Genomic DNA, 24,733 nt, shown 5'->3' on the forward strand with positions numbered 1-24,733 from the left:
AGACGAGCAAACTTGATCCAGATCGTTTTGCACAGGGGAAATAGGTGGAATCATAGGGCAAGGCCTTCTGGCGCACATGTGCCAGAGGGCGGGATCTAGTGCGCCCACGGCGCCTGAGTATCGGGGGAGAGCCCATGAACAAGATTTTCGAAGTTCCACTCTATGCTTATCAACGCAGCCCGGATCAGGACACGGCAAGCTCGGTACGACACAAGGTTATCGTGATTGGTGCCGGCCCGGTTGGGTTGGCCGCAGCCATTGACCTGGCCCAGAAAGGGGTTCCTGTCGTCGTGCTGGACGACAATGACAAGGTTAGTTTTGGCAGCCGCGCGATCTGCTTTTCACAGCGATCTCTGGAAATCGCCGACCGTCTGGGCGCCGGGGGTAAGTTGGTCGATAAGGGTGTGCTGTGGGATGCCGGCAAAGTCTTTTTTGACAACCGTCAGGTCTATGAGTTTCACCTGCAACCCGACGCGGGCTATGCGCACCCCGCCTTCATCAATCTGCAACAATACTATTTTGAAAAAGCGCTTGTTGAACGGGTACGGGAATTGCAGGCCGAGGGCGCGCCGATTGAAATTCGCGGCCAGAACAAGGTCGAAGCCGTCGGCACGCACAACGATCACGTCAAGCTTGAAGTCGAAACTCCCGAAGGCCCCTATAACGTTGAGGCGGATTGGCTGATTGCCTGTGACGGTGCGAACTCGCCCACCCGCCGCATGCTCGGCCTGGACTTCGAAGGCCGCGTATTCGAAGACAACTTTCTGATCGCTGACGTGGTGATGCAGGCGGACTTCCCGACCGAACGCTGGTTCTGGTTCGACCCGCCGTTCAATCGCGGACAGTCTGCCCTACTGCACAAACAACCCGACAACGTGTGGCGGATCGACCTGCAACTGGGCAGGGACATCGACCCCGAGCAGGAAAAACAACCTGAAAACGTGATCCCCCGGCTCAAGGCGATGTTGGGCGAAGAGATCAATTTCGAACTTGAATGGGTCTCGATCTACACGTTCCAATGCCGTCGGATGGAGCAGTTCCGTCATGGTCGCGTTTTGTTTGCTGGCGACAGCGCTCATCAGGTCAGCCCCTTTGGCGCGCGCGGGGCCAACTCTGGCCTGCAGGACACAGACAATCTGTGTTGGAAGCTAAAGATGGTTATAGGCGGCGAAGCGCCCGAGCTTTTGCTGGACAGCTACAACCGCGAGCGGGTCGAAGCAGCGGATGAGAACATCCGCATGTCCACCCTATCGACGGAATTTATCACGCCCAAATCAGAAATGTCGCGCCTTTTGCGGGATGCGGTTTTGGACCTCAGCGAGCACTACGCGTTTGCGCGCCCGCTGGTCAATTCCGGCCGGTTGAGCACACCATGCGCATATTCCGGATCATCGCTGAGTTCTGCGGATGCTCTGACCGGGCCAGAGATCACGCGCCCCGGTTCCGCCTGCCCGGACGCGCCTTTGGGTGATGAATTTCTGCTGCCCAAGTTGGCCGGGAAATTCACGCTGCTGACGATAGATGCGGATGCACCCGACAGTATCGAAGAGGGCGGTGTACAGGCGACGCGGCTGGCCCTGTCGGTCAAGGATGACCTGTCTTTGGAGTTGAAGCGTAGGTATCTGGGTGATGCCACGGGTGCGGTGTACCTGATCCGGCCTGACCAACACGTTGCAGCCCGTCGCGACACATTTGAAGAAAACGCGTTCCGGCAGGCGATCCGCCGGGCAACCGGTAAGGAGTGAGCGACATGACCGATCTGATCCTTTCCCCCAATCTGGAAAATGCCGACGGTTTCTATGCCGATTTGGTGGCGGCGCATGATGGCCTGGTCAAAGCCGACAGTGACGCCCTGAATGCACGTCTGGTTCTGGTCCTGGCCAATCACATCGGCAATGCAAACGTATTGTCTAGCGCCCTGAAAGCCGCCACGCTGAAGGACACCTGACGAACTGAGGAGATCGATGATGAGTGGCGTGGTGTTGTATGACTTTTGGCGGTCTTCGGCCAGCTACAGGGTGCGCATCGCGCTGAATCTGGCCGGGATCACCTATCGCGGAGTGTCGGTTGATCTGGCAGCGGGCGAACAAAGGTCCGACCACCACTTGGCGCGTAATCCACAGGGGCTGGTCCCCGTGCTCGAGATTGACGGGCTGCGGTTGACGCAATCTCTGGCCATTATCGACTACCTTGACCAAACTCGCGGCCTTGGACTGTTGCCTCCGGAACCGGCGGCCCGGGCGCATGCGCTGGCTTTGGCGCAATCCATCGCGGTTGATGTGCATCCGGTCTGCAACTTGTCCGTCGCGCAGTATGCGACCGCGCTGAGTGATGGTGCTGACGGTTTGCCCGGTGACTGGATGCGCCATTTCATTCGCCCCGGCCTTCTGGCTTTTGAGGCGCTTCTCGAGGGTTTTGAACAAGCGCCCTATTGCACCGGAACCAAGCCCGGAATGGCCGATGTTTGTCTGGTCCCGCAAATGTACAATGCGCGCCGTTGGGACGTGGATTTATCGGATTTGCCGCGCAGTCTAAGCGCTGAGACCGCTTGTGCCGAACATCCAGCCTTTGCCGCAGCCCACCCAGATATCCACGCACCCTCTTGACCTGGCGCACAGAGCCTGTGTGACGGCGCGAGTGGCAATACCATTTGCAGCGCCATATCTTGTTCGAAACGTATGCTAGAGGCCCCAATGTCAGAGATCACCGGCTATCACGCCCATGTCTATTTCGACGCAAACACGCAAGCCATTGCCCAGCAGGTCTGCGAAGAGGTTGCCGATCTGTTTCCCGTACAGATGGGGCGCATGCATGCCAAAAATGTAGGCCCCCACCCGCGATGGAGCTGCCAGCTGGGCTTTGGCCCGGACGCGTTCGATCAAGTCATGCCTTGGCTAATGCTGAACCGACAGGGCCTGACCATCTTCACCCACCCCGAAACCGGCGACCATCTGGCGGATCATCGGGACCGGGCCATCTGGATGGGTGAAATGCTGGTTCTTGATCTGTCGATCTTTGACAAGGTGAGCACTTAAGTCAGCGCCCGCGCCTGATCCCGTAGTTTGAACTTCTGAATTTTTCCAGTCGAGGTCTTGGGCAAGGGGCCAAACACCACGGTCTTGGGGGCCTTGAAATGAGCCATATTATCCCGGCAGAATGCGATGATATCGACCTCGGTCGCCTGCGCATTGGGCTTCAGCTCGATGAACGCACAGGGCGTTTCGCCCCATTTGTCATCCGGGCGCGCGACCACGGCTGCCTCCATCACCGCCGGGTGCTTGTAAAGGATATCCTCAACCTCGACGGATGAGATATTCTCACCACCCGAAATGATGATGTCTTTCGACCGGTCCTTAAGCGCAATGTAGCCGTCCGGATGCATCACCCCAAGATCGCCAGAGGCAAACCATCCGCCTCGGAATGCCTTATCTGTGGCGTCGGCGTTCTTGAGGTAGCCTTTCATGACAACGTTTCCCTGCATGAAAATCTCACCCATCGTCTCACCATCGGCAGGCACCGGTTCCAGCGTGTCCGGATCCGCAACCATCAGCCCCGACAGGGCCGTATAGCGCACACCCTGACGGACCTTCAGCGCCGCGCGGTCTTCGGCCTCTTTACCGTTCCATTCATCCTTCCAGGCGCAGACAACCGACGGACCATAAGTTTCAGTCAATCCATAGACATGGGTAACCTCAACGCCCATGTTTTCCATGCTTTCGATCACAGCGGCGGGCGGCGGTGCGCCGGCGGTCATCACCTTAATCTCATGATCGAAATCCTTGAGGTGTTCAGGCGCATTGGCAAGCATGTTCAGAACGATCGGCGCGCCGCAGAAATGCGTGACTTTCTCATCCCTGAACGCCGCATAAATCGGTTCGTCCCGCACGGCCCGCAGGCAGACGGAAACACCCGCATTGGCGGCCATCGCCCAGGGGAAACACCAGCCGTTGCAGTGGAACATTGGCAGGGTCCACAAATAGACCGAATGCTTTGGCATGTTCCAGTCCAGCAGGTCCGACTGCGCGTTCAGCGCAGCGCCCCGGTGGTGATACACGACGCCCTTGGGATTGCCTGTTGTCCCCGAGGTATAGTTCAACGTGATCGCGTCCCACTCATCTTTGGGTAAGGACCAGTTGAATTCAGGGTCGCCCTCGGCCAGTAAGGCGTCATAGGTCAGGCCGCCGAGCTTCTCACCACCGTCAAAGCTCGGGTCCTCGATATCGACGATCAGTACATCGTGATCCACCTGTTTCAGCGCCTCTTTGACCACGCCTGAGAACTCGGGATCGACCACAAGGACTTTGGATTCCGCGTGATTCAGAATGAAGGCAATGATCGGTGCGTCCAATCGAGTGTTGATGGCATTCAGAACAGCACCTGCCATCGGCACGCCAAAATGCGCCTCATACATTTCCGGAATGTTGGCCGCGATGACTGAAACCGTGTCGCCCGTGCTGATTCCGCGGGCGGACAATGCGCCTGCCAGCCGGCGGCAGCGGGCATAGGTTTCAGCCCAAGTATAGCGACGCGCGCCGTAAACCACGGAAGGATAATCCGGGTAAATGTGCGCTGTCCGCTCGATAAAACTCAGCGGCGACAACGGCGTGTAGTTTGCCCGGCATTTGTCCAAATGACGCTCATAGATGCTGGCTTGTGTCATTTGCTGACCCTCCCTCTGCGGTTCCGGCGAATTGATCACAAAGTCGTTCCTCTGACAAACCCGTAAAAATACGGCGTGGCCATGGACTGGAATTACGGGATGGTGCAATCTGGCCCTATCTCCGACAGAGCTTTCGCGGTGATCTGAGCCATCGAAAACACAAAGCCGGGATGGCCCTTTTCGCCGCCCGCGCCCCAGCCATTCTGAAAGGACATGTCATGGACGGCACGTTCAACGAAAACGATCTCTCGCACGTGGTCGAAGCCGACCGCGCCCATATCTGGCACCACCTGCTGCAGCATAAGCCATTGGAAAGCAACGATCCGAAGATCATTGTCGAAGGCAAAGGCATGCGTGTCTGGGACCAGAACGGCAAGGAGCATCTGGATGCCGTGTCCGGTGGCGTCTGGACCGTTAACGTCGGCTATGGCCGCGAATCGATCTGTAAGGCGGTTCACGACCAGCTGATGAAGCTGTGCTATTTCGCCAATACCGCAGGGTCTATCCCCGGTTCGATCTTTGCTGAAAAGCTGATCAGCAAAATGCCGGGCATGAGCCGCGTTTATTACACCAACTCCGGTTCCGAAGCGAACGAGAAGGCGTTCAAGATGGTTCGCCAGATCGCGCACAAGCGCTATGGCGGCAAAAAAACCAAGATCCTGTACCGCGACCGCGACTATCACGGCTCGACCCTGGCAACCATGTCTGCAGGCGGTCAGGACGAGCGTACGGCGCAGTACGGTCCGTTCGCACCAGACTTTGTCCGCGTTCCGCATTGCATGGAATACCGCAAGCACGAGCTGGGCTTGGAAGACCTGTCCGGCGAGGCATTCGGCAAAGCAGCCGCGGACGCCATCGAAGAGGTGATCCTGCGCGAAGGCCCCGAAACCGTTGGTGCGCTGTGCCTTGAGCCTGTGACCGCCGGTGGTGGCGTGATTGAAGCGCCCGAAGGTTACTGGGAACGCGTGCAGGAAATCTGCAAAAAGTACGACATCCTGCTGCATATCGACGAAGTTGTCTGCGGCGTAGGCCGTACCGGCACCTGGTTCGGGTACCAGCAGTACGGGATCAAGCCGGACTTCGTGACCATGGCCAAAGGCGTTGCCTCGGGCTATGCGGCGATTGCCGTCATGGTCACCACCGAGGAAGTCTTTGACATGTTCAAAGACGACATGTCGGACCCGCTGAGCTATTTCCGCGACATCTCGACTTTTGGTGGCTGCACCGCCGGTCCAGCTGCGGCAATCGAAAACATGCGCATCATCGAAGACGAGAACCTGCTGCAGAACTGCATTGATATGGGCGACCGGATGTTGGGCAACCTGCAGGCGCTGATGGATAAGCACGAAGTTATCGGAGACGTGCGCGGCAAGGGTCTGTTCCTAGGTGCCGAACTGGTTTCCGACCGGGCCACCAAAGAGCCAATGGACGAGAAAAAGGTTCAGGCGGTTGTTGCCGACTGTATGGCGCAGGGCGTCATCATCGGGGCCACCAACCGCTCGATCCCAAGCCGCAACAACACGCTGTGCTTCTCGCCCGCGCTGATTGCAACGGCAGACGACATCGACCAGATCACTGACGCGGTCGACGGCGCACTGGGTCGTGTATTCGGCTGAACCTAACTGAATATATCTGCAACCACCCATGCAATCACGGCAGATGAACTTAGACCGGCGCGTCCACCGCGCCGGTTTTTTTGTGTTTACACACGCGGGTTTGTCAAATGCGCCAACTCAAGTACCCTGTGGTTATCACACCCCATGCAGGAGACGTCTCCAATGGTACTCAAGCTCATCCGAAGCCTCGCCGCCGTGGCCATCCTTGCGGTCGCCACCCCTTCCAGCGCCAATGAAGGCAGCGGCTTTCCCCAAATCGTCGGCACCTGGCACGGCACCTATCTGGTGGCCTTCGCCAAGTCGAACCCCAACCACGACAAAGGCCTGTTGAAGACTGAGATGGAGTTGGAGATCACCAAACTGGACGGCAACTTGATCACCGCAACTAATCGCTGGAGGCGCATAGGTGACAAAGATTGGATCGTCGAAGAGGCAATGGGCACTTTTAGCCTGGACGATCCCACCCGCTTTGTTTTGGCCGAGGCTGGGATTTCCGGTGACGATGTCTCGTCCGGAATTTTCAACGGTGTTTATCTGGATGACGTAATCATGGTCACCTATGCAGGTCCAGGCACAGGCGTGGCATTTGCGGCGCAGTTGGTGAAGAAAGACCCAAGCAAATAGGTTTGTGTTTTCGTTCCAGTAAGCAATGTCCGACGACCTAACTTCCGTTGCCATACTGCCTCTTGCTCTCATGACTCCCCTGATGCAAACTTTGAGTGGGAAGGATGTCTGCTTCACTGCTTGGGCAGTTGGCAGACAGCCCAGCGCGACACCATTCTTTGAGAGGAGTGTGTCATGGCATCCAAAACTACAGGGTCCACACCACCGGACAACCTGACGCCGCAACAAGCGGCCATGCCCCATGTCAATAAAGTAACTACAGGTGATATCGCCGAGTCGCTGAAGGCAGGGTTTTCCGACTTTCTGGCGCGCCCCTTCATGAGTGGGTTCTTCGGCCTGTTCTATGCGGTTTTCGGAATCCTGATGGTTTGGAGCCTGGTCTGGCTCGGCAAGATCTGGATGATTATTCCCGCCATTGTTGGATTCCCGCTGGTCGCGCCTTTCGCTGCCGCCGGGCTATATGAAATGTCCCGTCGGTTGCAGAACGGAGAGAGTTTCGGCTGGTCAGAAATCCTGACCGTGATGGCAAATCAACGTAAACGCGAATTGGGGTGGATGGCCTTTGTCACCCTGTTTATTTTCTGGGTGTGGATTTACCAGATCCGGCTTTGGCTGGCGATCACCCTGCAGAACGCATCCTTTTCGGATTTTGAAGGGTTCTTGAATACCGTATTCTTCACACCTCAGGGCTGGACTTTTCTTGCCATTGGCACCTGCGTCGGCGCATTTTTGTCGGCCGTACTATTCTCGGTGACCGTCGTTGCCATGCCCATGCTGCTCGACCGGGAAACCAATTTTGTTTCCGCCATGTTGACTTCTTTGCGTGTCGTCGCGGAAAGCCCGGGTGTCATGCTCACTTGGGCCGCGATCATCTCGGTTACCATGCTGTTGTCGCTGGTTCCGGCGTTTCTGGGCCTGATCTTCACCCTGCCGATCCTTGGCCACACCACATGGCATCTTTATCAGCGGGCGGTACCGCCAGTGCGGGGGTGATCCGTCGGAGTATCACCATAGCCATGGTGGGCTTTTCATAGCCGAAACTTTGCTGAGTTCGCTTTCGGCTATCAACGAAAAAGGCCGCCCCAAATGGGGACGGCCTTTCATTCACTGTCTCTTTAACGAGGATCAGGCAGCCAGAGCGGCCTGAGCTTTGGCGACGATCGTGCCGAACGCTTCCGGTTCGTGCACGGCCAGGTCGGCCAGAACTTTGCGGTCCACTTCGATACCGGCCAAGGTCAGGCCGTTGATGAAGCGGGAATATGTCAGTGCTTCGTCATGCGAACGCACAGCAGCGTTGATACGCTGGATCCACAGCGCGCGGAAGTTGCGCTTGCGGTTCTTACGGTCGCGGGTTGCATACTGGTTGGCCTTGTCAACGGCCTGACGGGCAACCTTGAAGGTGCTCTTGCGGCGGCCATAGTAACCTTTGGCGGCCTTGATAACCTTCTTGTGACGGGCGTGAGTTACGGTTCCACCTTTAACGCGGGACATCTCTTAATCTCCTCTTAGCGGTCGTAGGGCATGTAGCCCTTGACGATCTTGGCGTCGGGGGCGGACAGGGTGGTGTTGCCACGGGCGTCGCGGATGAACTTTTTGGTCCGCTTGATCATGCCGTGACGTTTGCCGGCCTGGCCAGCAAGGACCTTACCGGTCGCAGTCACCTTAAAGCGCTTTTTGGCGCTCGACTTTGTCTTCATCTTAGGCATTTCCGTCTCCTTTCGGGGTTCGGTTTCAGACGCGACTCGGCATGCCATCTCGGCCGGTCACGCGATCAGAAGCGCCGTTTACGCAAGTTCGACTATACTGGCAAGGGGGTTTGGACCAGAATCTGCGCTTTTTACAGCCTGATCAGGCACCGGGGCGACAAAGGCCGCCCCGGTGGTTTGATTTAGTGTTCGAATTTGCGGATTTCGCCGGTCTTCAGTCGGCTCGCATAGCTGGCCAGTTCTTCACGTACCACTTTCATCAGGAAGTAGAGTGCAAAGACGTTCACGACCGCCATCGCAAAGATCGCCGCGTCCGAGAAGTCGATGACCGGACCAAGATTGGCCGCAGCCCCGACGATAACGAAAATGCAGAAGATGACCTTGAAGATCAGTTCCTTGGTGTGGCCTTCCCCGAACAGGTAGGTCCAGGCCTTGAGGCCATAGTAGGACCAGCTGATCATGGTCGAGAACGCAAACAAGACCACCGCAATCGCCAGTACATATGGGAACCAGCTGAAGGCACTACCAAAAGCGGCCGAGGTCAGGCTGACGCCCGAGTTACCGTCGACTGTTGCAATGGCATTACCCGCTTCGTTCAGCATGTATTTGCCGGTTTCCGGATCGACGATCAGCTGCTGGGTGATGATGATCACCAGCGCCGTCATCGTACAGATCACGACCGTGTCGATGAACGGCTCAAGCAGCGAGACAAAGCCTTCGGTGATCGGCTCTTTGGTCCGAACAGCCGAGTGCGCAATCGCCGCAGAACCCACGCCCGCTTCGTTGGAAAACGCGGCACGCCGGAAGCCCTGGATCAGTGCCCCAACCATACCACCAGCGACGCCGAGGCCGGTGAAGGCACCTGCGAAAATCTGGCCGAACGCCCAGCCGATTTGATCAGCATTCATGATGATAATCACCAATGCCGCGGCCACATACAGGATGCCCATGAACGGAACGACCTTTTCGGTCACCCGTGCGATGGATTTCAGGCCGCCCACAATGACAAGGAACACGATGATTGCAAAGACAACCCCTGTGATCCATCCGGGATAGTCGCCCGTGATGCCCGCGATCTGCTGATGCGCCTGATTGGCCTGGAACATATTGCCCCCACCCAGCGCGCCCAGAATACAGAAGATCGAGAACAGGACGGCCAGAATCTTGCCTCCAGGCAGGCCCAGCTCGTCAAAGCCCTTGGACATATAGTACATTGGGCCACCGGAAACGGTGCCATCCTCGTATTCGTTGCGGTATTTCACACCCAACGTACATTCGGTGAATTTCGACGCCATGCCTAAAAGGCCCGCGACAATCATCCAGAAGGTGGCTCCCGGTCCGCCAATGCCTACGGCGACCGCCACACCGGCGATGTTACCAAGACCAACTGTCCCCGACAGTGCCGTAGCCAGAGCCTGAAAGTGGCTGACCTCACCCGCGTCATTGGGATCGGAGTAGTCGCCTTTCACAAGGCTGATCGCGTGGCCAAAGAACCGCAGCTGCACAAAGGCAAAGTACAGCGTGAAAACAGTCGCCGCGACGACCAGCCAACCCACGATCCACGGGAAACTGGTTCCCGGAAACGGCGCAAAAATAAAGCTGACAAATGGCCCGGTAAAATCGGCAAATGCCTGATTGATCTTGTCGTCCAGCCCGGGCGCCTCTTGCGCCATCGCAGGAGCGGCGATCAGGGCGGCGATTACAGCCAGCCAGAGATGTTTCAACATAGTCATTCTCATCCCTCCCGTCAGTTCACAACAGTGACTGGCACATCGGCGTGCATGACCAGATTTTGGGTCGAGCTGCCAAACAAGCGTTTCTTGAATCCATCGGCCGAGGCGCGCCCGACGATGATCTGCGAACCGCCATTCTCGACGGTGATTGCGTTCAGAGTTTCGGCCACGTCGCCATGACGCACGATGCCCTGCACTGTGTAACCATCTGCGGTCAGGGCTTCGACAGCCGGGGTAACAATCCGGTTCGTCGCAAGTTCGATTTCTTCTTCTCGCCGCTTGTGCCGCAATGCGTTCTCTTCAGGGGTCTGAAAAGTAAATGGGGACCATTCGATGACATAAACAACCAGCAATTCACACGTACCAATTCGGCCAGCCAGATCTTTGGCAAAGGCGATGGCGTGTTCTCCGGTTTCTGTCCCGTCCAGTCCAATGACAATTTTCGTTGTCATAACGTTCCTCCAATAATTTTGGTTATGCCGGGACCCGTGCCCCCGGCAGGGCAGCCGGAACCTGGAACTTATTAAGTGGACCGCCCATGCGCCCGAGTATCCCGGAAAAACCCTCAAAAACAGAGAGTTATCTTCCAAACACATCCGTTATTTCGGCATGTCATTGAAATCGATGTACTTTTTTCGCCTAAAATTTAGGCGTATCGGTTTGATACCAGCTTTTCAAGGCCCTGCATCGCAACTGTCACCCGGGATCAGTGTTGTAGATCAGCCGCTCATCACAGGGTGCGATGCGCAAAATATTGGTCGTTCCCGGGACGTTAAAAGGCACACCGGCAGTCACTACGATCTGATCGGCTTCGGATGCGAACCCACCGGCACGGGCCGCACGGGCCGCGTTGACGACAGCGCCTTTGAACCGCTCAAGCTCGGGCGTCATCACGCAATGACAGCCCCAGCTCAGACACAGACGTCGCGCGGTTCCGGTGGCTGGCGTCATCGCGATGATCGGAACGCCTGGACGTTCGCGGGCGGTCAGCAGCGCGGTGGTGCCGCTTTGGGTAAAACAGCAAATCGCCTTGATATCTGTTTTTTCTGCAATCTCGCGCGCGGCAGCAACGATACCATCGGCAATTGTGGTCCCCTTTGCCGTCCGGGACGCTGCGATAATCTGCGTGTAGGTCGGGTCGGCTTCGACCTCGATTGCAACCTTGTTCATGGTTTGCACGGCCTCGATCGGATATGTGCCCGCAGCCGATTCCGCGCTGAGCATGATCGCATCCGTGCCTTCGTAGATTGCTGTCGCCACGTCCGAGACCTCGGCCCGGGTTGGCATCGGGCTTTCGATCATGCTTTCCAGCATCTGAGTGGCCACGATCACGGGCTTAGCCGCCCCACGGCATTTGCGTACCAGCCGTTTCTGGATCGGGGGCACCGCCGACACCGGAAGCTCGACACCCAGATCGCCGCGCGCGACCATGATCCCGTCAGAGGCATCCAGAATGTCGTCGAATGCCTCGACCGCTGCAGGCTTTTCGATCTTGGATAGGATCGAGGCGCGACCGTCGGCCAGCGCGCGCGCTTCAAACACATCCTTGGCACGTTGCACAAAGCTGAGCGCCAGCCAGTCCACGCCCAGTTGGCAGACGAATTCCAGATCGTCACGGTCCTTGGCCGACAGAGCTGCCAGTGGCAGCACCACGTCAGGAACATTCACACCTTTGCGGTTCGAGATCGTACCGCCGACCTCAACGGTGCAATTGGCAAAATCCTGGCCACAGTCCTGCACGGTCAGACGGATTTTGCCGTCGTTGACTAGAAGTCGCGCACCCTGCTCCAACGCGGCAAAAATCTCTGGATGCGGCAGACAAACGCGGTTGATATCTCCAGGCGCAGGGTCCAGATCCAGACGGAAGGCCGCGCCTTCTTCAAGTTCTTCTGCGTCGTTGGCGAACACCCCGACACGCAACTTGGGTCCTTGAAGGTCGGCCAGAATTGCGATTGGCCTGTCCAGGTCTTTTTCGATCTGTCGGATGATCCGGTGGCGTTCGCGGATCTCATCATGGCTGCCGTGGCTCATATTCAGGCGGAAGACGTCTGCGCCTGCCTCGTACAGCGCGCGGATCATGTCATAGTCATTTGACGCCGGTCCCAGCGTCGCCACGATTTTCACATTTCTCAGGCGTCGCATTGATCTGGCTCTCCTAACGTCTTCTCTTGATTCGGCGCAAATGTTACCGCAAACATTGCTCCGCCTGCTTATTGCGCAATTCCCTTTTCAAGGCAACTGCCCTAAACCTGCGACAAACTAGATGACAGGCTTATGACGTATTCCCCATTTTTTATCCACGGCGCGGATCGGCCCTCGCGTTGGCTGATCACATGCGACCACGCATCCAACTTGGTTCCGCCCGACATCCACGGTGGCGACCTTGGCCTGCCTCGCGAAGATATGGAACGCCACATCGCTTATGATGTAGGTGCCTACGAGGTGTCAAAGCATCTGGGTGAGCTTTTGAATGCGCCCGTGATCGCAGCCAATTTTTCTCGCCTCGTGATTGATCCGAACCGCGGCGAGGATGATCCGACCTTGTTGATGAAGCTCTATGACGGGTCGATCATTCCCGGCAACCGGCACGCCGATGCGGCAGAACGAGAGCGGCGTTTGAACATGTGCTATCGCCCGTATCATGACGCGCTGGCGCAGATGGCCGCGTTGCCGCATGCAGTGATCGTGTCGATGCACTCGTTCACACGGCAACTAAGGGGTCGTGATCCCCGCCCTTGGCATGTCGGCGTTTTGCATACTCCGGACGAACGGTTCTCGGGCCCGTTGATCAACCGCCTTGAGGCCGAAGGTGACCTTTGCGTCGGCGTTAATGAACCCTATACCGGCGTGCTGCCCGGTGATGCCATTGACAAACACTGTACCAGTTTTGGCCGCCCCAACGCACTGATCGAGCTGCGCAATGATCTGATTGCCGAACACGCGGGACAGCGGGAATGGGCCGAGCGGCTAGCCCCCATCCTGCAGGACGCGCTGGACCAAAGCGGCTTGTGACAAAAGCCCTCACTTCATTGTGAGAGCCAACCCCAGACCCCATATTATAGGGGTAAAGGAGGCCACTATGACTCAGGAATTTCTGACGTCCGTCTTTGGCTGGATGGCCGTGCTCAACATCGCGGTTCTGCTGTTCACCACAATGATGATCTTGCTGTTGCAGGACTGGATCGCTGGCATTCACGGCAAAATGTTCCAGATGGAGCGCCCCGCAGTGAAACGGGCTTATTTCCGGTACCTGGCAAATTATAAGATCCTGACGCTGATCTTCTGCATCACCCCATGGCTGGCTTTGAAACTGGCCTGATACGCTGATTGTTGAATCATCGCCCCCGGGCCGCTAGGTCACATACAGCACGCATTCCTGTCATCCGGAGCCAGACCATGGACAAGCAAACCGAAATCGAACTTCAGGCCGCCGCATTCCGTCGCTTGCAACAGCATCTGATGGAGGACCGAACTGATGTACAAAACATCGACATGATGAATCTGGCCGGGTTCTGCCGCAACTGTCTGTCGCGGTGGTATCAGGAAGCAGCCAACGAAAAAGGCATTGAGATGGGCAAGGACGAAGCCCGTCAAATTTTCTACGGCATGACCATGGATGAGTGGAAAGCCAAATACCAGACCGACGCCAGCCCGGAAAAACAGGCCGCCTTCAAAGTCGCGTTCGAAGAGAATGTAACGAATAAGGGTTGACGCCCAAAACGAAAGAGGCCCGCCAATCTGGCGGGCCTTTTCTTTAGATTGCGACCTTGCGGCTTTCGTCCAAATAGATTTCCCGCAAACGCTTGGCGATTGGCCCCGGTGTACCATCGCCCAGCGCAACCCCGTCAATCTCGACCACTGGCATGACAAACGCGCTGGCCGAAGTGGTGAAAGCCTCATCCGCTTCCTTCGCCTCATCAATGGTGAACAGGCGCTCTTCGACTTCCATCTGTGCCTCGGCCGCCATGCGCAGCACGGCCTTGCGGGTGATGCCGTGCAGAATGTCGTTCGACAGCGGGCGCGTGACGATTTTACCGTCCTTGACGTAGTAGGCGTTGTTGCTGGTGCCTTCGGTCACATAACCGTCCTCAATCAACCACGCATCGTCACAGCCAGCCTTCTTGGCCATCATCTTACCCATCGATGGGTACAGCAGCTGAACGGTCTTGATGTCCCGGCGGCCCCAGCGGATGTCTTCGATCGAGATGATCTTAGCACCCTTCTTGGCGGCTGGGCTATCGGCCAGGCCAGGCTTGTTTTGGGTGAACAGCACGAGGCTCGGCTTGGTGTCCACAGAAGGGAATACAAAATCGCGATCGCCATCCGATCCACGGCTGACCTGCAGGTAGATAAGCCCTTCTTCGATGCCGTTCAGTTCCACCAGCTTGCGGTGAATTTCCAGCAGTTCATCCTTGGTGCAGGGCTCAGCCATCTCCAGCTCATCCAGAGACCGCTTCAGACGCACGGCGTGACCTTCGAAATCAATCAGCTTGCCATCCAGAACGCTGGTAACCTCGTAGACAGCGTCTGCAAACAGAAAACCGCGGTCAAAGATGGACACCTTGGCCTCGGTCTCGGGCAGGTATTCGCCATTTACATAAACGGTGCGGGTCATGTCTTGTCTCCTCAGCCCCAGAGGTCCGCTTTGGGCGGGTGCACTCCGGCATCATCAAAAATCAGCGGGTTATCGCGGTCTTCGGCCAGCAGAAGCGGGCCGTCAAGGTCTGTTACCATCACGCCCTGTGCCAACAGTGTCGCAGGCGCCATAGCAAGCGAGCTACCAACCATGCATCCGACCATCACGCGATAACCTTCCGCCAGCGCCTGCTGGCGCAGGGCCAGGGCCTCGGTCAGGCCGCCCGTTTTGTCGAGCTTGATGTTGACCACGTCATACTTGCCTTTGAGCGCTGGTAGGCTGGTGCGATCATGACAGGACTCGTCAGCACAGACCGGCACGGGGCGCTCCATTCCAATCAGGGCGTCATCTTCCCCGGCGGGCAAAGGCTGCTCGACCAGGGCCACACCCAAACGCACCAGATGTGGGGCAAGGTCGGCGTAAACCGCCGCTGACCAGCCTTCGTTGGCGTCCACGATGATCGTGGCATCTGGTGCACCTGCGCGCACGGCCTCCAGCCGGGGCATGTCATCCGGCGTTCCCAGCTTGATCTTCAACAAGGGCCGATGCGCGTTGACGGCAGCCTGTGCCTGCATCTTTTCCGGCGTATCGAGCGACAGTGTATACGCAGTGATCTCTGGTCCCGGAACTGGCAGCCCGGCCAGATCCCAGGCGCGCTTTCCGGCGCGTTTTGCCTCCAGATCCCAAAGGGCGCAGTCCACCGCATTCCGCGCCGCGCCTGCAGGCAAAAGGTCCATCAGGCTGTCGCGGGTAAATTCAGCAGGCAAAGCTGCGATCTCGGCCTCGACCGAATCCAGCGTTTCATCATACCTGGCATAGGGCACGCATTCGCCCCACCCCTGATGGGTACCGTCAGAAATCCGAACCGTCAGCACCCTGGCCTCGGTCCGAGACCCACGCGAGATCGTAAAAACCTGCGCCAGCCGAAACATGTCACGAGAAACTTCTACCTGCACGCGCCAGCTCCTTCATCTTTTTCAAAATACTCTCGCCGAAGGCGGACAAGCCCGCCTCCGACGCGCCGCTTAGATCACAGTGCGGCCAGCGCATCCACCAGCTTACCCGAACCAAAGCGGAACGGGTCAGTCGCAGGCAGGCCCATTTCCGCCTCAACCTTGGCCAGGTATGCGGTGGCGTCCTCTTCGGACATATGCTGAGTGTTAACCGAAACCCCAACGACCTCACATGCCGGATTCGCGACCTTTGCCAGTGCCAGCGCCGTGTCGCGCAACGCTTCCAGTGTCGGCAACTGATAGGTCGGCAGCCCGCGCATATGCTCTCGGGTCGGTTCGTGGCTCAGGATCAGCGCATCGGGCTGGCCGCCGTGGATCAGCGCCATGGTCACACCGGAATAAGACACGTGGAACAGCGACCCCTGCCCTTCGATCAGATCCCAGTGGTCATCATCATTGTCAGGTGTCAGCCATTCGACCGAACCCGCCATGAAATCCGCGATGACCGCGTCCAATGGCACGCCGTCCCCGGTGATCAGGATGCCGGTCTGACCGGTTGCGCGGAAGGTCGACTTCATGCCGCGCTCGCGCATTTCGGCATCCATTGCCATCGCAGTATACATCTTACCGACCGAGCAATCGGTGCCAACGGCCAGGCAGCGCTTACCTTTGCGCTTGATACCATTTGCAATCGGATACTCGACCGATGGCACACGAACATCGTGCAGCTTGCGGCCAGTGGCCTCGGCAACGGCAACCAGATCGGGTTCGTCACACAACAGGTTGTGCAGGCCCGAGGCGAGGTCAAATCCTTCCTCGAGCGCCATCACCAGAACTTTCTTCCATTCCTGGCTGATCACGCCGCCACGGTTGGCCACGCCGATGACCAGCGTCTTGGCGCCGGCTTCTTTCGCTTCGGTCAGGGACATGTCGGTCAGGCCCAAATCAGCCTTACAACCTTCCATACGGTACTGGCCGACGGCATTTTCAGGACGCCAGTCCTTAATGCCAACTGCCACTTTGGCCGCCAATTGGTCGGGCGCATCGCCCAAAAACAGCAGGTACGGTGTCTCGATCATTGCGGTTCACTCCTTTGATTCTGGCGCAATCTAGGGGACGATTTCCACGAGTGTTTCGCGTTTTCGCCTGACAACGCCCCGTCACGTGGGAAATTTTTGCGCCATTCCTTTAAGTAGCGCACTAATCTTTCAAGTTTTTAAAGCGATTAAACTTTAATCGCTGTTTTGACCCAGTATTGCGGCAATTGCTGCGATTGCATTGCCGCACCTGCACAAAGATGCTTGCTATGGCTTGCGCAATTTAATACCCCATGAGGCAAGAAAATCGTAATTTCCTTTCTCGCACGAGGTCCAGATGAGCTTTCGCATCCAACCCGCCGCTCCCGCGCGCCCCAACCGTTGCCAGTTGTTCGGACCGGGATCAAACACCAAGCTGTTCCCGAAAATGGCCGCGTCGGCCGCTGACGTAATCAACCTCGACCTTGAGGACTCGGTCGCGCCGTCGGACAAGGACGCCGCGCGCGCAAATGTAATCGAAGCGCTGAACACCGTCGATTGGGGCAACAAATACATGTCCGTGCGCATCAACGGGCTGGACACACCCTATTGGTACCGCGATGTGGTGGACCTGCTGGAACAAGCCGGCGACCGGCTGGATCAGATCATGATCCCCAAGGTCGGCTGCGCGGCAGATGTCTACGCCGTTGACGCGCTGGTCACCGCCATCGAGCGCGCCAAGGGCCGCACAAAGCCCGTCAGCTTTGAGGTGATCATCGAATCCGCAGCTGGCGTTGCCCATGTCGAAGAGATCGCGGCCTCGTCTCCGCGCATGCAAGCGATGAGCCTGGGTGCAGCAGATTTTGCAGCCTCGATGGGGATGCAGACCACCGGTATCGGCGGCACGCAAGAAAACTATTACATGCTGCGCGAAGGCGAAAAGCATTGGTCCGATCCGTGGCATTGGGCGCAGGCTGCCATTGTTGCGGCATGCCGGACACATGGCGTTCTGCCCGTGGACGGACCCTTTGGCGACTTCTCAGACGACGAAGGTTACATCGCGCAAGCGAAACGTTCGGCTACCTTGGGCATGGTTGGTAAATGGGCGATCCACCCCAAGCAGATCGCGTTGGCCAACCTGGTCTTCACCCCGTCGGACGAAGCCGTGTCCGAGGCACGCGAAATCCTGGCTGCGATGGAGCAGGCCAAAGCCAATGGCGAAGGCGCAACCGTTTACAAAGGCCGTCTGGTCGACATCGCCTCGATCAAACAGGCCGAGGTGATCGTGGCGCAGGCCGAATTGATCGCCGCGAGCTGATCTAATTGAATAAGGCGCCCTTAGGGGCGCCTTATTGGGGCCTACCGGCCAAAGACGTCGTTAGGCGTCCATGTAAAACGCTCACCCTTTTTTCCTGACTTCATCATCAGGCAAGATGTACCGAGCTTCTGAAAATAGATTATCTTCAGCGGATACCAACCCGCCTTCGGCACCTCTACTTCGGTTCGTTGATTGGCCTCACACCCCTGAATACTATTGACTTTGCCGATCTGCTGCCCGCCGACCCAGGCATCGATCCCATCGTTTGACCATGTCTCCAACTCGTATACCCCCGGTGAGTCAAAGCGCATGTAACCGGTGATTTCTGCGGCGACATTATAGTGGTGGTCGAATGTCAAAACATCCTCGCCTTCGTTTGTATCCCTATAATCCAAACCGATCAGCGGCTGCCCCGGCTGAGCCTTAGGCAGCAACTGCTTGGCATGAGTGAGGTTGCGGATTTTGCGCTGAGTACCAGTTCCCACATATTTTACATTCAATCCCGCTTTTGGACTGGGTTGCGGACTGGCGGGCTGCAATTTGAGCGGCGCGGCCACTGCTGAACTGGCGATAAACGCCGCAGCTGCTATCAGCGCTCCAATGCGAACAAATTTCATTATCTTCTCCCTGTGTGTGGCCTGTTGGGGTTGTTCCCCTTCGATCAGGTCCTTGAGAAGACACTAGGCTGTGAAAATTCACCCGGCAAGCCGGTTGAAGATCACAATTCCAACGTCAGGCGCGCATATCCTTGGGTGAATCCATCACCACATAAGACGTGATCGACGTCACATGCGGCAGTGTTCCCAGAACTTCGGTGTGGAATGTCTTGTAGGAAGGCAAGTCCGCGCATTCCACGCGCAACAGGTATTCGATGGTCCCCGTGATATTGTGGCATTCGACCACTTCCGGCACACGTTGTAGGGCGCGTTCGAACCCTTCCTGTGCAGCTTTGGTATGTTCTCCCAGCCCAACGCCGATATAGGCGACAAATCCGACGCCAATCTCGGATGGGTTCAGGACTGCGCGGTAACCCGAGATTACACCCGAACGCTCCAGCTCCTGCACGCGGCGCAGGCAGGCAGAAGGAGACAACCCCACCCGGTCCGCCAGATCCAGATTACTGATGCGGCCGTCTTGCGAAAGTTCTCGCAATATTTGCTGATTTATGTGGTCAATTTTCGCCATTGATTGTGATATTAACGAGATCGCGCATTAAAACGCAATTTCATTTGTTCGGTTTGCAGCAATTATCCAACTTATGACCTACGATATCCTTCTGGCCCTGATCGCCTTTGCTTTTGTCTCGTCCATTACACCTGGACCCAACAACCTGATGCTGATGGCGTCTGGGGCCAATTTCGGATTTCGCAAGAGCATCCCGCACATGCTGGGGATCGGGCTTGGGTTTACCTTCATGGTGCTATTGGTCGGCAGCGGGCTGGTGCAGCTATTCGACAGATATCCGATCAGCTACACGGTGCTGAAATTCGCCTCTGTTGCATATCTTCTGTTCCTTGCTTGGAAAATCGCACATGCCGCCCCGGCGAAGGGGCAAAACACGACAGGCACGCCGATGACATTCCTGCAGGCAGCAGCCTTTCAGTGGGTCAACCCAAAGGCCTGGGCCATGGCCCTGACAGCCACAACCGCCTACACACCTGATCAGACCCTTCAGGCGATCATTGTGGTGGCCCTTGTTTTCGGAGCAGTCAACCTGCCCTCAGTCAGCACATGGACCGTTCTGGGCCAGCAAATGGCGCGCATCCTGACGAACCCGCGCCGGTTGATGGTGTTCAACTGGACAATGGCGGCTTTGCTCGTCGGCTCGCTCTACCCGGTTCTATACCCGAACTGAGCAATTTCAGCGGCAGGTCTTCAGCCTGATTCCCATGACTGTCGGTCAAAACACTCAGAACGCGGTCTTCATAGCGGGTCGTCATCGGCATCCTTTCTATTTGCCTACCTGCGGATTCATATTCCGCAGCTACAAATCTTACTGAATTCACATCGGACCACACACGTAAGAATGTTACACTGGGCGTATAACTCACGAGACCAACAGACTTTCTAAAATGGTAAATGAGGACCGATATGAACAATCCATCTCGACCGCTCCGCCAAATTCTGTTTGCCGCCATCCTTGCCGCAATACCGGCTATTGCGCAGGCCGATGACGTCCAGACACAAACCATGATTTCTGAACGTGTCAGCCAGCATAACCCGGCGCCCGAAGCCTATATCAAGGATCGCCCAATCCTGGGTTGGCAGCTGACCAGCGATGACTTCGACGCGATCCCCGACGCGATCCGCGAAAACCTCGGTTCAGTTGATGGCACCAGTTACGATCAGGCTTACCTGATCGAGAACACCGGCTCGATCATAGCGCTGCAGTTCCGCAAGGATGGCCCAGACTTCTACATCATCGGCAAAAGCACGTTTGACGAGGCCTACGAGCAGGTTTCGCTGGACGATGTTGCCGCCAAGAATACGCGCCTGATCGAACGGCTGGACATGGCCCCTGAGGTCAAGGCGATGTTCGAAGATCAGGCGCCCGGCATTGTTGGCGCGCTCAAGACAACACCGGTTGATATGCTGCGCCTGTCTGATCTGGGATATGCAAAAAGCGATGCTCTGACCATTCAGGCCCCATGGGGCGAACAGACCAAACCCGAAGGCGCGGACGCATTTCTGGTCTGGGACAGCGGCGAGAACCAGTACTACATGGTGAACGCTGACGACGACGGCCTTCCGACCAGCTACGTACCTGTGAAGTGACCCATACCGGCGCGGCCCTTGATCGGGGCGCGCTTTACCTTGTGTTGCATTCCTCTGACAGCAAGTTCATATAGCAATGAACTTCCGCGTTGAGAGGCGTCATGACCCAGTATCTGGATTTCGAAAAACCCCTGGCCGAGATCGAAGGCAAGGCCGAGGAACTGCGCGCGCTGGCCCGTGCCAACGAAGAGATGGACGTGGCCGAAGAAGCCGCTGCGCTGGACGCCAAGGCTGCCAAGCTGCTGGACGAGCTTTACGGTGACCTCACTCCGTGGCGAAAATGTCAGGTCGCGCGTCACCCTGAACGCCCCCATTGCCAGGATTACGTGGCAGAACTGTTTACCGAATTCACACCGCTAGCGGGTGATCGCAACTTTGCTGACGATCTGGCTGTGATCGGTGGCCTGGCCCGTTTCGACGACCAGCCCGTCATGGTGATCGGGCACGAAAAAGGCTCGGACACCAAATCTCGGATCGAACGGAATTTCGGCATGGCCCGCCCTGAAGGTTATCGCAAGGCCGTACGCCTGATGGAAATGGCTGGACGTTTCGGTCTGCCCGTCATCACTCTGATCGACACGGCCGGTGCATATCCGGGCAAAGGTGCCGAGGAACGCGGCCAGTCCGAGGCCATCGCGCGGTCGACCGAAATGTGCTTGAAGATCGGCGTGCCTTTGGTGTCTGTGATCATCGGCGAAGGTGGTTCAGGCGGCGCAGTAGCGTTTGCCACGGCAAACCGGGTCGCGATGCTGGAACATTCGGTCTATTCGGTAATCTCACCTGAAGGCTGTGCGTCGATCCTGTGGAAGGATTCGGAAAAGATGCGTGAGGCCGCCGAAGCGCTACGGCTGACTGCTCAAGACCTGCAAAAGCTGGGCGTCTGTGATCACATCATCACCGAACCCAAGGGCGGCGCGCATCGCGACCGCGCCGCAACGGTCGACTCTGTACGAGGTGCCATTGCTGCTATGCTGAAAGAGCTGGATGGCAAGGATGCGGCAGCCCTGATCAAGGACCGCCGCCAAAAATTCCTGGATATCGGCTCGAAAGGGCTGGCGGCGTAATCCGTCAGCCGCCGAGCTGACGCAACAAAGCCGCTGAAGGTTCACCGGTTACGGCCAAACCACTGGCGCGTTGATACGCGCTGATGGCGGATTTCGTATTGTTGCCGATAACCCCATCCGCGCCCTGGGTGTCGTACCCTGCGGATGTCAGTCGGCGCTGCAGCTCTTTGCGATCCTCAAGCGTCAACCCGGTCGCATCGGGCCCGAACGAGGCCTGAAACGGCGCGCCACCGGCGATCCGGTCCGACAGATGCCCAACGCCGATCGCGTAGCTGTCCGAGTTGTTATAGCGCTTGATCACCTGGAAATTGCGGAACACAGCGATGCGCGGCCCGGGCTTTTGCGGTTGTAACACCGCGACAGGCGACCCGGATACCGTGCCAGCTTCGCCACCCCATGGCTGTCCGCGCACCCAGCCAGCCCGCGCCAGATAGGCGGCGGTCGAGGCCAAAGAATCCGTGGGATCCTCGGACCAGATGTCCCGACGGCCATCACCGGTGAAATCCACCGCATAGGCCAGATAAGACGTCGGGATGAACTGCGTATGCCCCATCGCCCCGGCCCAGCTGCCGGTCATGTTCGCGGGCGTTGTATCGCCCTCTTGAATGATCTTTAGGGCAGCGATCAGCTGTTTTTCAAAAAACGCGCCGCGACGACCGTCATAAGCCAGGGTCGACACTGCCGAAACCACCGGCACGTCCCCCCGGCGAGATCCATAACGGCTTTCCAGGCCCCAGACAGCAACGATGACCTCTTTATCGACGCCGTACTTTGCCTCGATCTCTGAAAGGGTTCCGGCATGGCGCACCAGCATCTGCTTGCCAGTCGCAATCCGTTCATCGGAAGCAGCAATCGCCAGATAATCCTCAAGCGAGCGTTTGAATTCGACCTGATTGCGATCTCGTTCGATCACGCCCGGCAGGTACCCCGCCCCCTGAAAGGCCCGGTTGATGGTGGTCTGAGAAATACCTTGCGAGGCCGCGCGGGATTTAAAGCCGGCAACCCAGGCGTCATAGCCTGCGTTGGGGACGGCCCGCATCCGCGTTGCCGGGGCGCTGGTTGGCGTGCCACCGGAACAGGCGGCCAAAAACGTTGACCCAAGTCCAACTGAAAATAGGCGTCGATTGATCATGTCTGAAATCTGCTCTTGTTGTGATTTGGGTCAGAGTATCGCAGACTAGGTGCGCAAGCTAGTTCTGCGGTGCTTGGAAACGGCAACCCGATCACTTCGGCGACAAGCCGCTTAACTGACCAGCATCCGCAGCCCTTGCGTCACATCCGACCGTACAGCCAGCCTCAATCCGGGCTCATCCCCCGCCTTCAACGCAGCGATGATCAGCTTGTGATAATGCGGCGGTTCTGTCCGCCGCAACCGCCCATAGAGCGCCCGCATTGTCGGCCCCAGCTGAAGCCATACCGTTTCCACAATGGCCAGCATCGCCGGAGCCTGAGCACGCAGATACAGTGTACGATGGAATTCCAGGTTCGACCGGATGTAACCGACGGCATCCCGTTTCGTGACCATTTCCGCGACGGTCATGTTGATGCTCTGTAACCGGTCAATCAGCGCCATGTGCGCGCGGGGCAATGCGCGACTGGCCAGCTCGACCTCGAGCAGTGCACGCAGAGCCGCCAACTCTTCGATACGGTCATTGGTCAGCTCGGGCGTGGACACCCGACCCGAGGAAGACAGAAACAGCGCGCCTTCGGCCACCAGCCGTCGCACCGCTTCGCGCGCAGGCGTCATTGAGACATCGAATTCCTTGCCGATGCCGCGCAGGGTCAACGCCTGCCCGGGCGCTATGTCGCCGTGCATAATACGTGAGCGCAGGGCTCGATAGACCAGATCATGAGCTGCGGGTTGGGTGTCGGTTGGGCGAGCGCTTAACATAACCCCATGTGATCACAAAATGCCACGCGGTCAACTCGTCGCGCTATCAAATCTATACTGGTGAAGCTGCGCCCCGTTGTCGCGCAGCCAGCGCCTTTGGGCCTTGCAGTCACCAAACAGGCGCTCGACCTGCGCCCAGAACGCGGGGGAATGGTTCATTTCGGCCAGATGCGCGACCTCATGTGCGGCGACATAATGCAGAATGTCCGATGGCGCGAGGATCAGACGCCACGAAAACATCAGACCACCAGCCGAACTGCACGATCCCCAACGAGACCGCGTATCGCGCAAGGTCAGGCTGGAATAAGGTCGGCCCAGCATTGCCGCATAATCGTCGCAGGCCTCAGTCAGGCGATCCCTCGCCAGTTCCTTTAGGAACCGTGCCAATCGCCGGGCTTCGGCCCCTTTGGGGATTGCAACCTCTGCGTCCCGCAGTAGAACGCGTCGGCCCTCTGCCGGTACGATTCGCCTCTCTTTGCCTTCAATGGGGATTGATTGCCCGAATCCTACGGCCAATGGGTTGGGTCTGTCCTCAAGATGCTCACGGATCCAGTTTTCCTTGACCTTGGCGAAATTCAGCGCCTCGGCTTCTGCGACACCTTTAGGGTAGGTCAGTGTAACCCGCCCGTCTAATTGAGAAATTCGCAAACTGATACGCCGCGCCCTGGCCGATTTGCGCAGCGTTAGCGGCACCGGCGGTTTTCCGGGCAATGCGTGGTCCCCCATGTGCCTGTTTCTCCT

General features: G+C 57.6%; 28 protein-coding genes. 14 read left to right on the forward strand and 14 right to left on the reverse strand.

All coding sequences use genetic code 11. The features are described from left to right. The first annotated feature begins 134 nt into the window (after positions 1 to 134). From AC2FIB_RS06485 to AC2FIB_RS06500, 4 genes are all read left to right on the forward strand, one after another. The gene (locus AC2FIB_RS06485; protein WP_496733667.1) at positions 135 to 1,745 is read left to right on the forward strand and encodes an FAD-dependent oxidoreductase; all 1,611 of its coding nucleotides are present in this window, start codon (positions 135 to 137) and stop codon (positions 1,743 to 1,745) included. A gap of 5 nt (positions 1,746 to 1,750) precedes the next feature. Then, positions 1,751 to 1,948, forward strand: coding sequence for a DUF2783 domain-containing protein (locus AC2FIB_RS06490; RefSeq protein WP_200833234.1), 198 nt, complete (start codon positions 1,751 to 1,753; stop codon positions 1,946 to 1,948). A 19-nt stretch (positions 1,949 to 1,967) separates the two neighbouring features. Continuing rightward, positions 1,968 to 2,606 (forward strand): maleylacetoacetate isomerase, encoded by a 639-nt coding sequence (gene maiA / locus AC2FIB_RS06495; protein WP_496733666.1) that lies wholly within the window; start codon positions 1,968 to 1,970, stop codon positions 2,604 to 2,606. Positions 2,607 to 2,693: 87 nt separating this feature from the next. Continuing rightward, entirely contained in the window at positions 2,694 to 3,035 is a 342-nt protein-coding gene (locus AC2FIB_RS06500) for a DOPA 4,5-dioxygenase family protein (RefSeq protein WP_496727006.1), read from the forward strand. Here AC2FIB_RS06500 and AC2FIB_RS06505 read toward each other — a convergent pair. Beyond that, entirely contained in the window at positions 3,032 to 4,660 is a 1,629-nt protein-coding gene (locus tag AC2FIB_RS06505; RefSeq protein ID WP_496733665.1) for an acyl-CoA synthetase, read from the reverse strand. The genes AC2FIB_RS06500 and AC2FIB_RS06505 overlap by 4 nt on opposite strands. Before the next feature lie 218 nt (positions 4,661 to 4,878). On the opposite strand from AC2FIB_RS06505, the gene AC2FIB_RS06510 reads away from it, so the two are divergent. The 3 genes from AC2FIB_RS06510 to AC2FIB_RS06520 all read left to right on the forward strand — a co-directional run bounded on the left by AC2FIB_RS06510 (position 4,879) and on the right by AC2FIB_RS06520 (position 7,893). Further along, complete coding sequence (locus tag AC2FIB_RS06510; RefSeq protein ID WP_282120879.1) at positions 4,879 to 6,276, forward strand: aminotransferase family protein; 1,398 nt, start codon at positions 4,879 to 4,881, stop codon at positions 6,274 to 6,276. 162 nt (positions 6,277 to 6,438) lie between these two features. Then, on the forward strand, positions 6,439 to 6,900 hold the full coding sequence (locus tag AC2FIB_RS06515; RefSeq protein WP_496733658.1) for a hypothetical protein: 462 nt from the start codon (positions 6,439 to 6,441) through the stop codon (positions 6,898 to 6,900). 174 nt (positions 6,901 to 7,074) lie between these two features. Continuing rightward, complete coding sequence (locus AC2FIB_RS06520) at positions 7,075 to 7,893, forward strand: DUF2189 domain-containing protein (RefSeq protein WP_496733643.1); 819 nt, start codon at positions 7,075 to 7,077, stop codon at positions 7,891 to 7,893. 132 nt (positions 7,894 to 8,025) lie between these two features. Here AC2FIB_RS06520 and rplT read toward each other — a convergent pair whose 3' ends face one another. From rplT to pyk, 5 genes are all read right to left on the reverse strand, one after another. Next, the gene (gene rplT, locus AC2FIB_RS06525) at positions 8,026 to 8,391 is read right to left on the reverse strand and encodes a 50S ribosomal protein L20 (RefSeq protein ID WP_058273348.1); all 366 of its coding nucleotides are present in this window, start codon (positions 8,389 to 8,391) and stop codon (positions 8,026 to 8,028) included. Positions 8,392 to 8,405: 14 nt separating this feature from the next. After that, on the reverse strand, positions 8,406 to 8,606 hold the full coding sequence (gene rpmI / locus AC2FIB_RS06530) for a 50S ribosomal protein L35 (protein ID WP_010443552.1): 201 nt from the start codon (positions 8,604 to 8,606) through the stop codon (positions 8,406 to 8,408). Between the two features lie 182 nt (positions 8,607 to 8,788). After that, on the reverse strand, positions 8,789 to 10,339 hold the full coding sequence (locus tag AC2FIB_RS06535) for an alanine/glycine:cation symporter family protein (protein WP_496733641.1): 1,551 nt from the start codon (positions 10,337 to 10,339) through the stop codon (positions 8,789 to 8,791). 14 nt (positions 10,340 to 10,353) lie between these two features. After that, entirely contained in the window at positions 10,354 to 10,791 is a 438-nt protein-coding gene (locus AC2FIB_RS06540; protein WP_058279007.1) for a universal stress protein, read from the reverse strand. A gap of 244 nt (positions 10,792 to 11,035) precedes the next feature. Further along, complete coding sequence (gene pyk, locus AC2FIB_RS06545) at positions 11,036 to 12,481, reverse strand: pyruvate kinase (protein WP_058273351.1); 1,446 nt, start codon at positions 12,479 to 12,481, stop codon at positions 11,036 to 11,038. Between the two features lie 132 nt (positions 12,482 to 12,613). Here pyk and AC2FIB_RS06550 point away from each other — a divergent pair, with 132 nt between their 5' ends. The 3 genes from AC2FIB_RS06550 to AC2FIB_RS06560 all read left to right on the forward strand — a co-directional run bounded on the left by AC2FIB_RS06550 (position 12,614) and on the right by AC2FIB_RS06560 (position 14,050). Beyond that, on the forward strand, positions 12,614 to 13,351 hold the full coding sequence (locus AC2FIB_RS06550) for an N-formylglutamate amidohydrolase (protein ID WP_496733639.1): 738 nt from the start codon (positions 12,614 to 12,616) through the stop codon (positions 13,349 to 13,351). 67 nt (positions 13,352 to 13,418) lie between these two features. After that, positions 13,419 to 13,658 (forward strand): DUF6868 family protein, encoded by a 240-nt coding sequence (locus tag AC2FIB_RS06555; protein WP_058273353.1) that lies wholly within the window; start codon positions 13,419 to 13,421, stop codon positions 13,656 to 13,658. Between the two features lie 77 nt (positions 13,659 to 13,735). Further along, entirely contained in the window at positions 13,736 to 14,050 is a 315-nt protein-coding gene (locus AC2FIB_RS06560) for a DUF1244 domain-containing protein (protein ID WP_109312219.1), read from the forward strand. Between the two features lie 43 nt (positions 14,051 to 14,093). Here the strand turns inward: AC2FIB_RS06560 and AC2FIB_RS06565 are convergent, their stop codons facing one another. The 3 genes from AC2FIB_RS06565 to dgcN all read right to left on the reverse strand — a co-directional run bounded on the left by AC2FIB_RS06565 (position 14,094) and on the right by dgcN (position 17,007). After that, a complete protein-coding gene (locus tag AC2FIB_RS06565) occupies positions 14,094 to 14,954 on the reverse strand; it encodes a D-amino-acid transaminase (RefSeq protein WP_496733637.1) in 861 nt (286 codons plus the stop codon). Positions 14,955 to 14,965: 11 nt separating this feature from the next. Beyond that, on the reverse strand, positions 14,966 to 15,931 hold the full coding sequence (gene dgcA, locus AC2FIB_RS06570) for an N-acetyl-D-Glu racemase DgcA (protein ID WP_496841834.1): 966 nt from the start codon (positions 15,929 to 15,931) through the stop codon (positions 14,966 to 14,968). Positions 15,932 to 16,005: 74 nt separating this feature from the next. Beyond that, a complete protein-coding gene (gene dgcN / locus AC2FIB_RS06575) occupies positions 16,006 to 17,007 on the reverse strand; it encodes an N-acetyltransferase DgcN (protein WP_108861347.1) in 1,002 nt (333 codons plus the stop codon). A 295-nt stretch (positions 17,008 to 17,302) separates the two neighbouring features. Between dgcN and AC2FIB_RS06580 the strand changes: the two genes are divergently transcribed. Then, positions 17,303 to 18,262 (forward strand): L-malyl-CoA/beta-methylmalyl-CoA lyase, encoded by a 960-nt coding sequence (locus AC2FIB_RS06580; protein WP_496726994.1) that lies wholly within the window; start codon positions 17,303 to 17,305, stop codon positions 18,260 to 18,262. 41 nt (positions 18,263 to 18,303) lie between these two features. On the opposite strand, the gene AC2FIB_RS06585 is transcribed toward AC2FIB_RS06580, so the two are convergent. Beyond that, positions 18,304 to 18,879, reverse strand: a complete 576-nt coding sequence (locus tag AC2FIB_RS06585) for a PA14 domain-containing protein (RefSeq protein ID WP_109312215.1) — start codon at positions 18,877 to 18,879, stop codon at positions 18,304 to 18,306. A 115-nt stretch (positions 18,880 to 18,994) separates the two neighbouring features. Continuing rightward, positions 18,995 to 19,447 (reverse strand): Lrp/AsnC family transcriptional regulator, encoded by a 453-nt coding sequence (locus AC2FIB_RS06590; RefSeq protein WP_058273360.1) that lies wholly within the window; start codon positions 19,445 to 19,447, stop codon positions 18,995 to 18,997. 73 nt (positions 19,448 to 19,520) lie between these two features. Here AC2FIB_RS06590 and AC2FIB_RS06595 point away from each other — a divergent pair, with 73 nt between their 5' ends. From AC2FIB_RS06595 to AC2FIB_RS06605, 3 genes are all read left to right on the forward strand, one after another. Next, positions 19,521 to 20,117, forward strand: a complete 597-nt coding sequence (locus AC2FIB_RS06595) for a LysE family translocator (RefSeq protein ID WP_496733630.1) — start codon at positions 19,521 to 19,523, stop codon at positions 20,115 to 20,117. Between the two features lie 236 nt (positions 20,118 to 20,353). Next, entirely contained in the window at positions 20,354 to 21,037 is a 684-nt protein-coding gene (locus AC2FIB_RS06600; RefSeq protein ID WP_496733629.1) for a hypothetical protein, read from the forward strand. A 101-nt stretch (positions 21,038 to 21,138) separates the two neighbouring features. Then, the gene (locus tag AC2FIB_RS06605; RefSeq protein WP_108861352.1) at positions 21,139 to 22,101 is read left to right on the forward strand and encodes an acetyl-CoA carboxylase carboxyltransferase subunit alpha; all 963 of its coding nucleotides are present in this window, start codon (positions 21,139 to 21,141) and stop codon (positions 22,099 to 22,101) included. A gap of 4 nt (positions 22,102 to 22,105) precedes the next feature. Here the strand turns inward: AC2FIB_RS06605 and AC2FIB_RS06610 are convergent, their stop codons facing one another. The 3 genes from AC2FIB_RS06610 to AC2FIB_RS06620 form a co-directional block, all read right to left on the reverse strand. Beyond that, positions 22,106 to 23,233, reverse strand: a complete 1,128-nt coding sequence (locus AC2FIB_RS06610; protein WP_496733627.1) for a lytic murein transglycosylase — start codon at positions 23,231 to 23,233, stop codon at positions 22,106 to 22,108. Positions 23,234 to 23,344: 111 nt separating this feature from the next. Beyond that, the gene (locus AC2FIB_RS06615; protein WP_058279022.1) at positions 23,345 to 23,992 is read right to left on the reverse strand and encodes a GntR family transcriptional regulator; all 648 of its coding nucleotides are present in this window, start codon (positions 23,990 to 23,992) and stop codon (positions 23,345 to 23,347) included. Between the two features lie 30 nt (positions 23,993 to 24,022). Next, entirely contained in the window at positions 24,023 to 24,718 is a 696-nt protein-coding gene (locus tag AC2FIB_RS06620; RefSeq protein WP_496841835.1) for a M48 family metallopeptidase, read from the reverse strand. Positions 24,719 to 24,733 lie beyond the last annotated feature (15 nt).

The sequence above is a fragment of the Ruegeria sp. YTSA072 genome, from assembly GCF_059610285.1.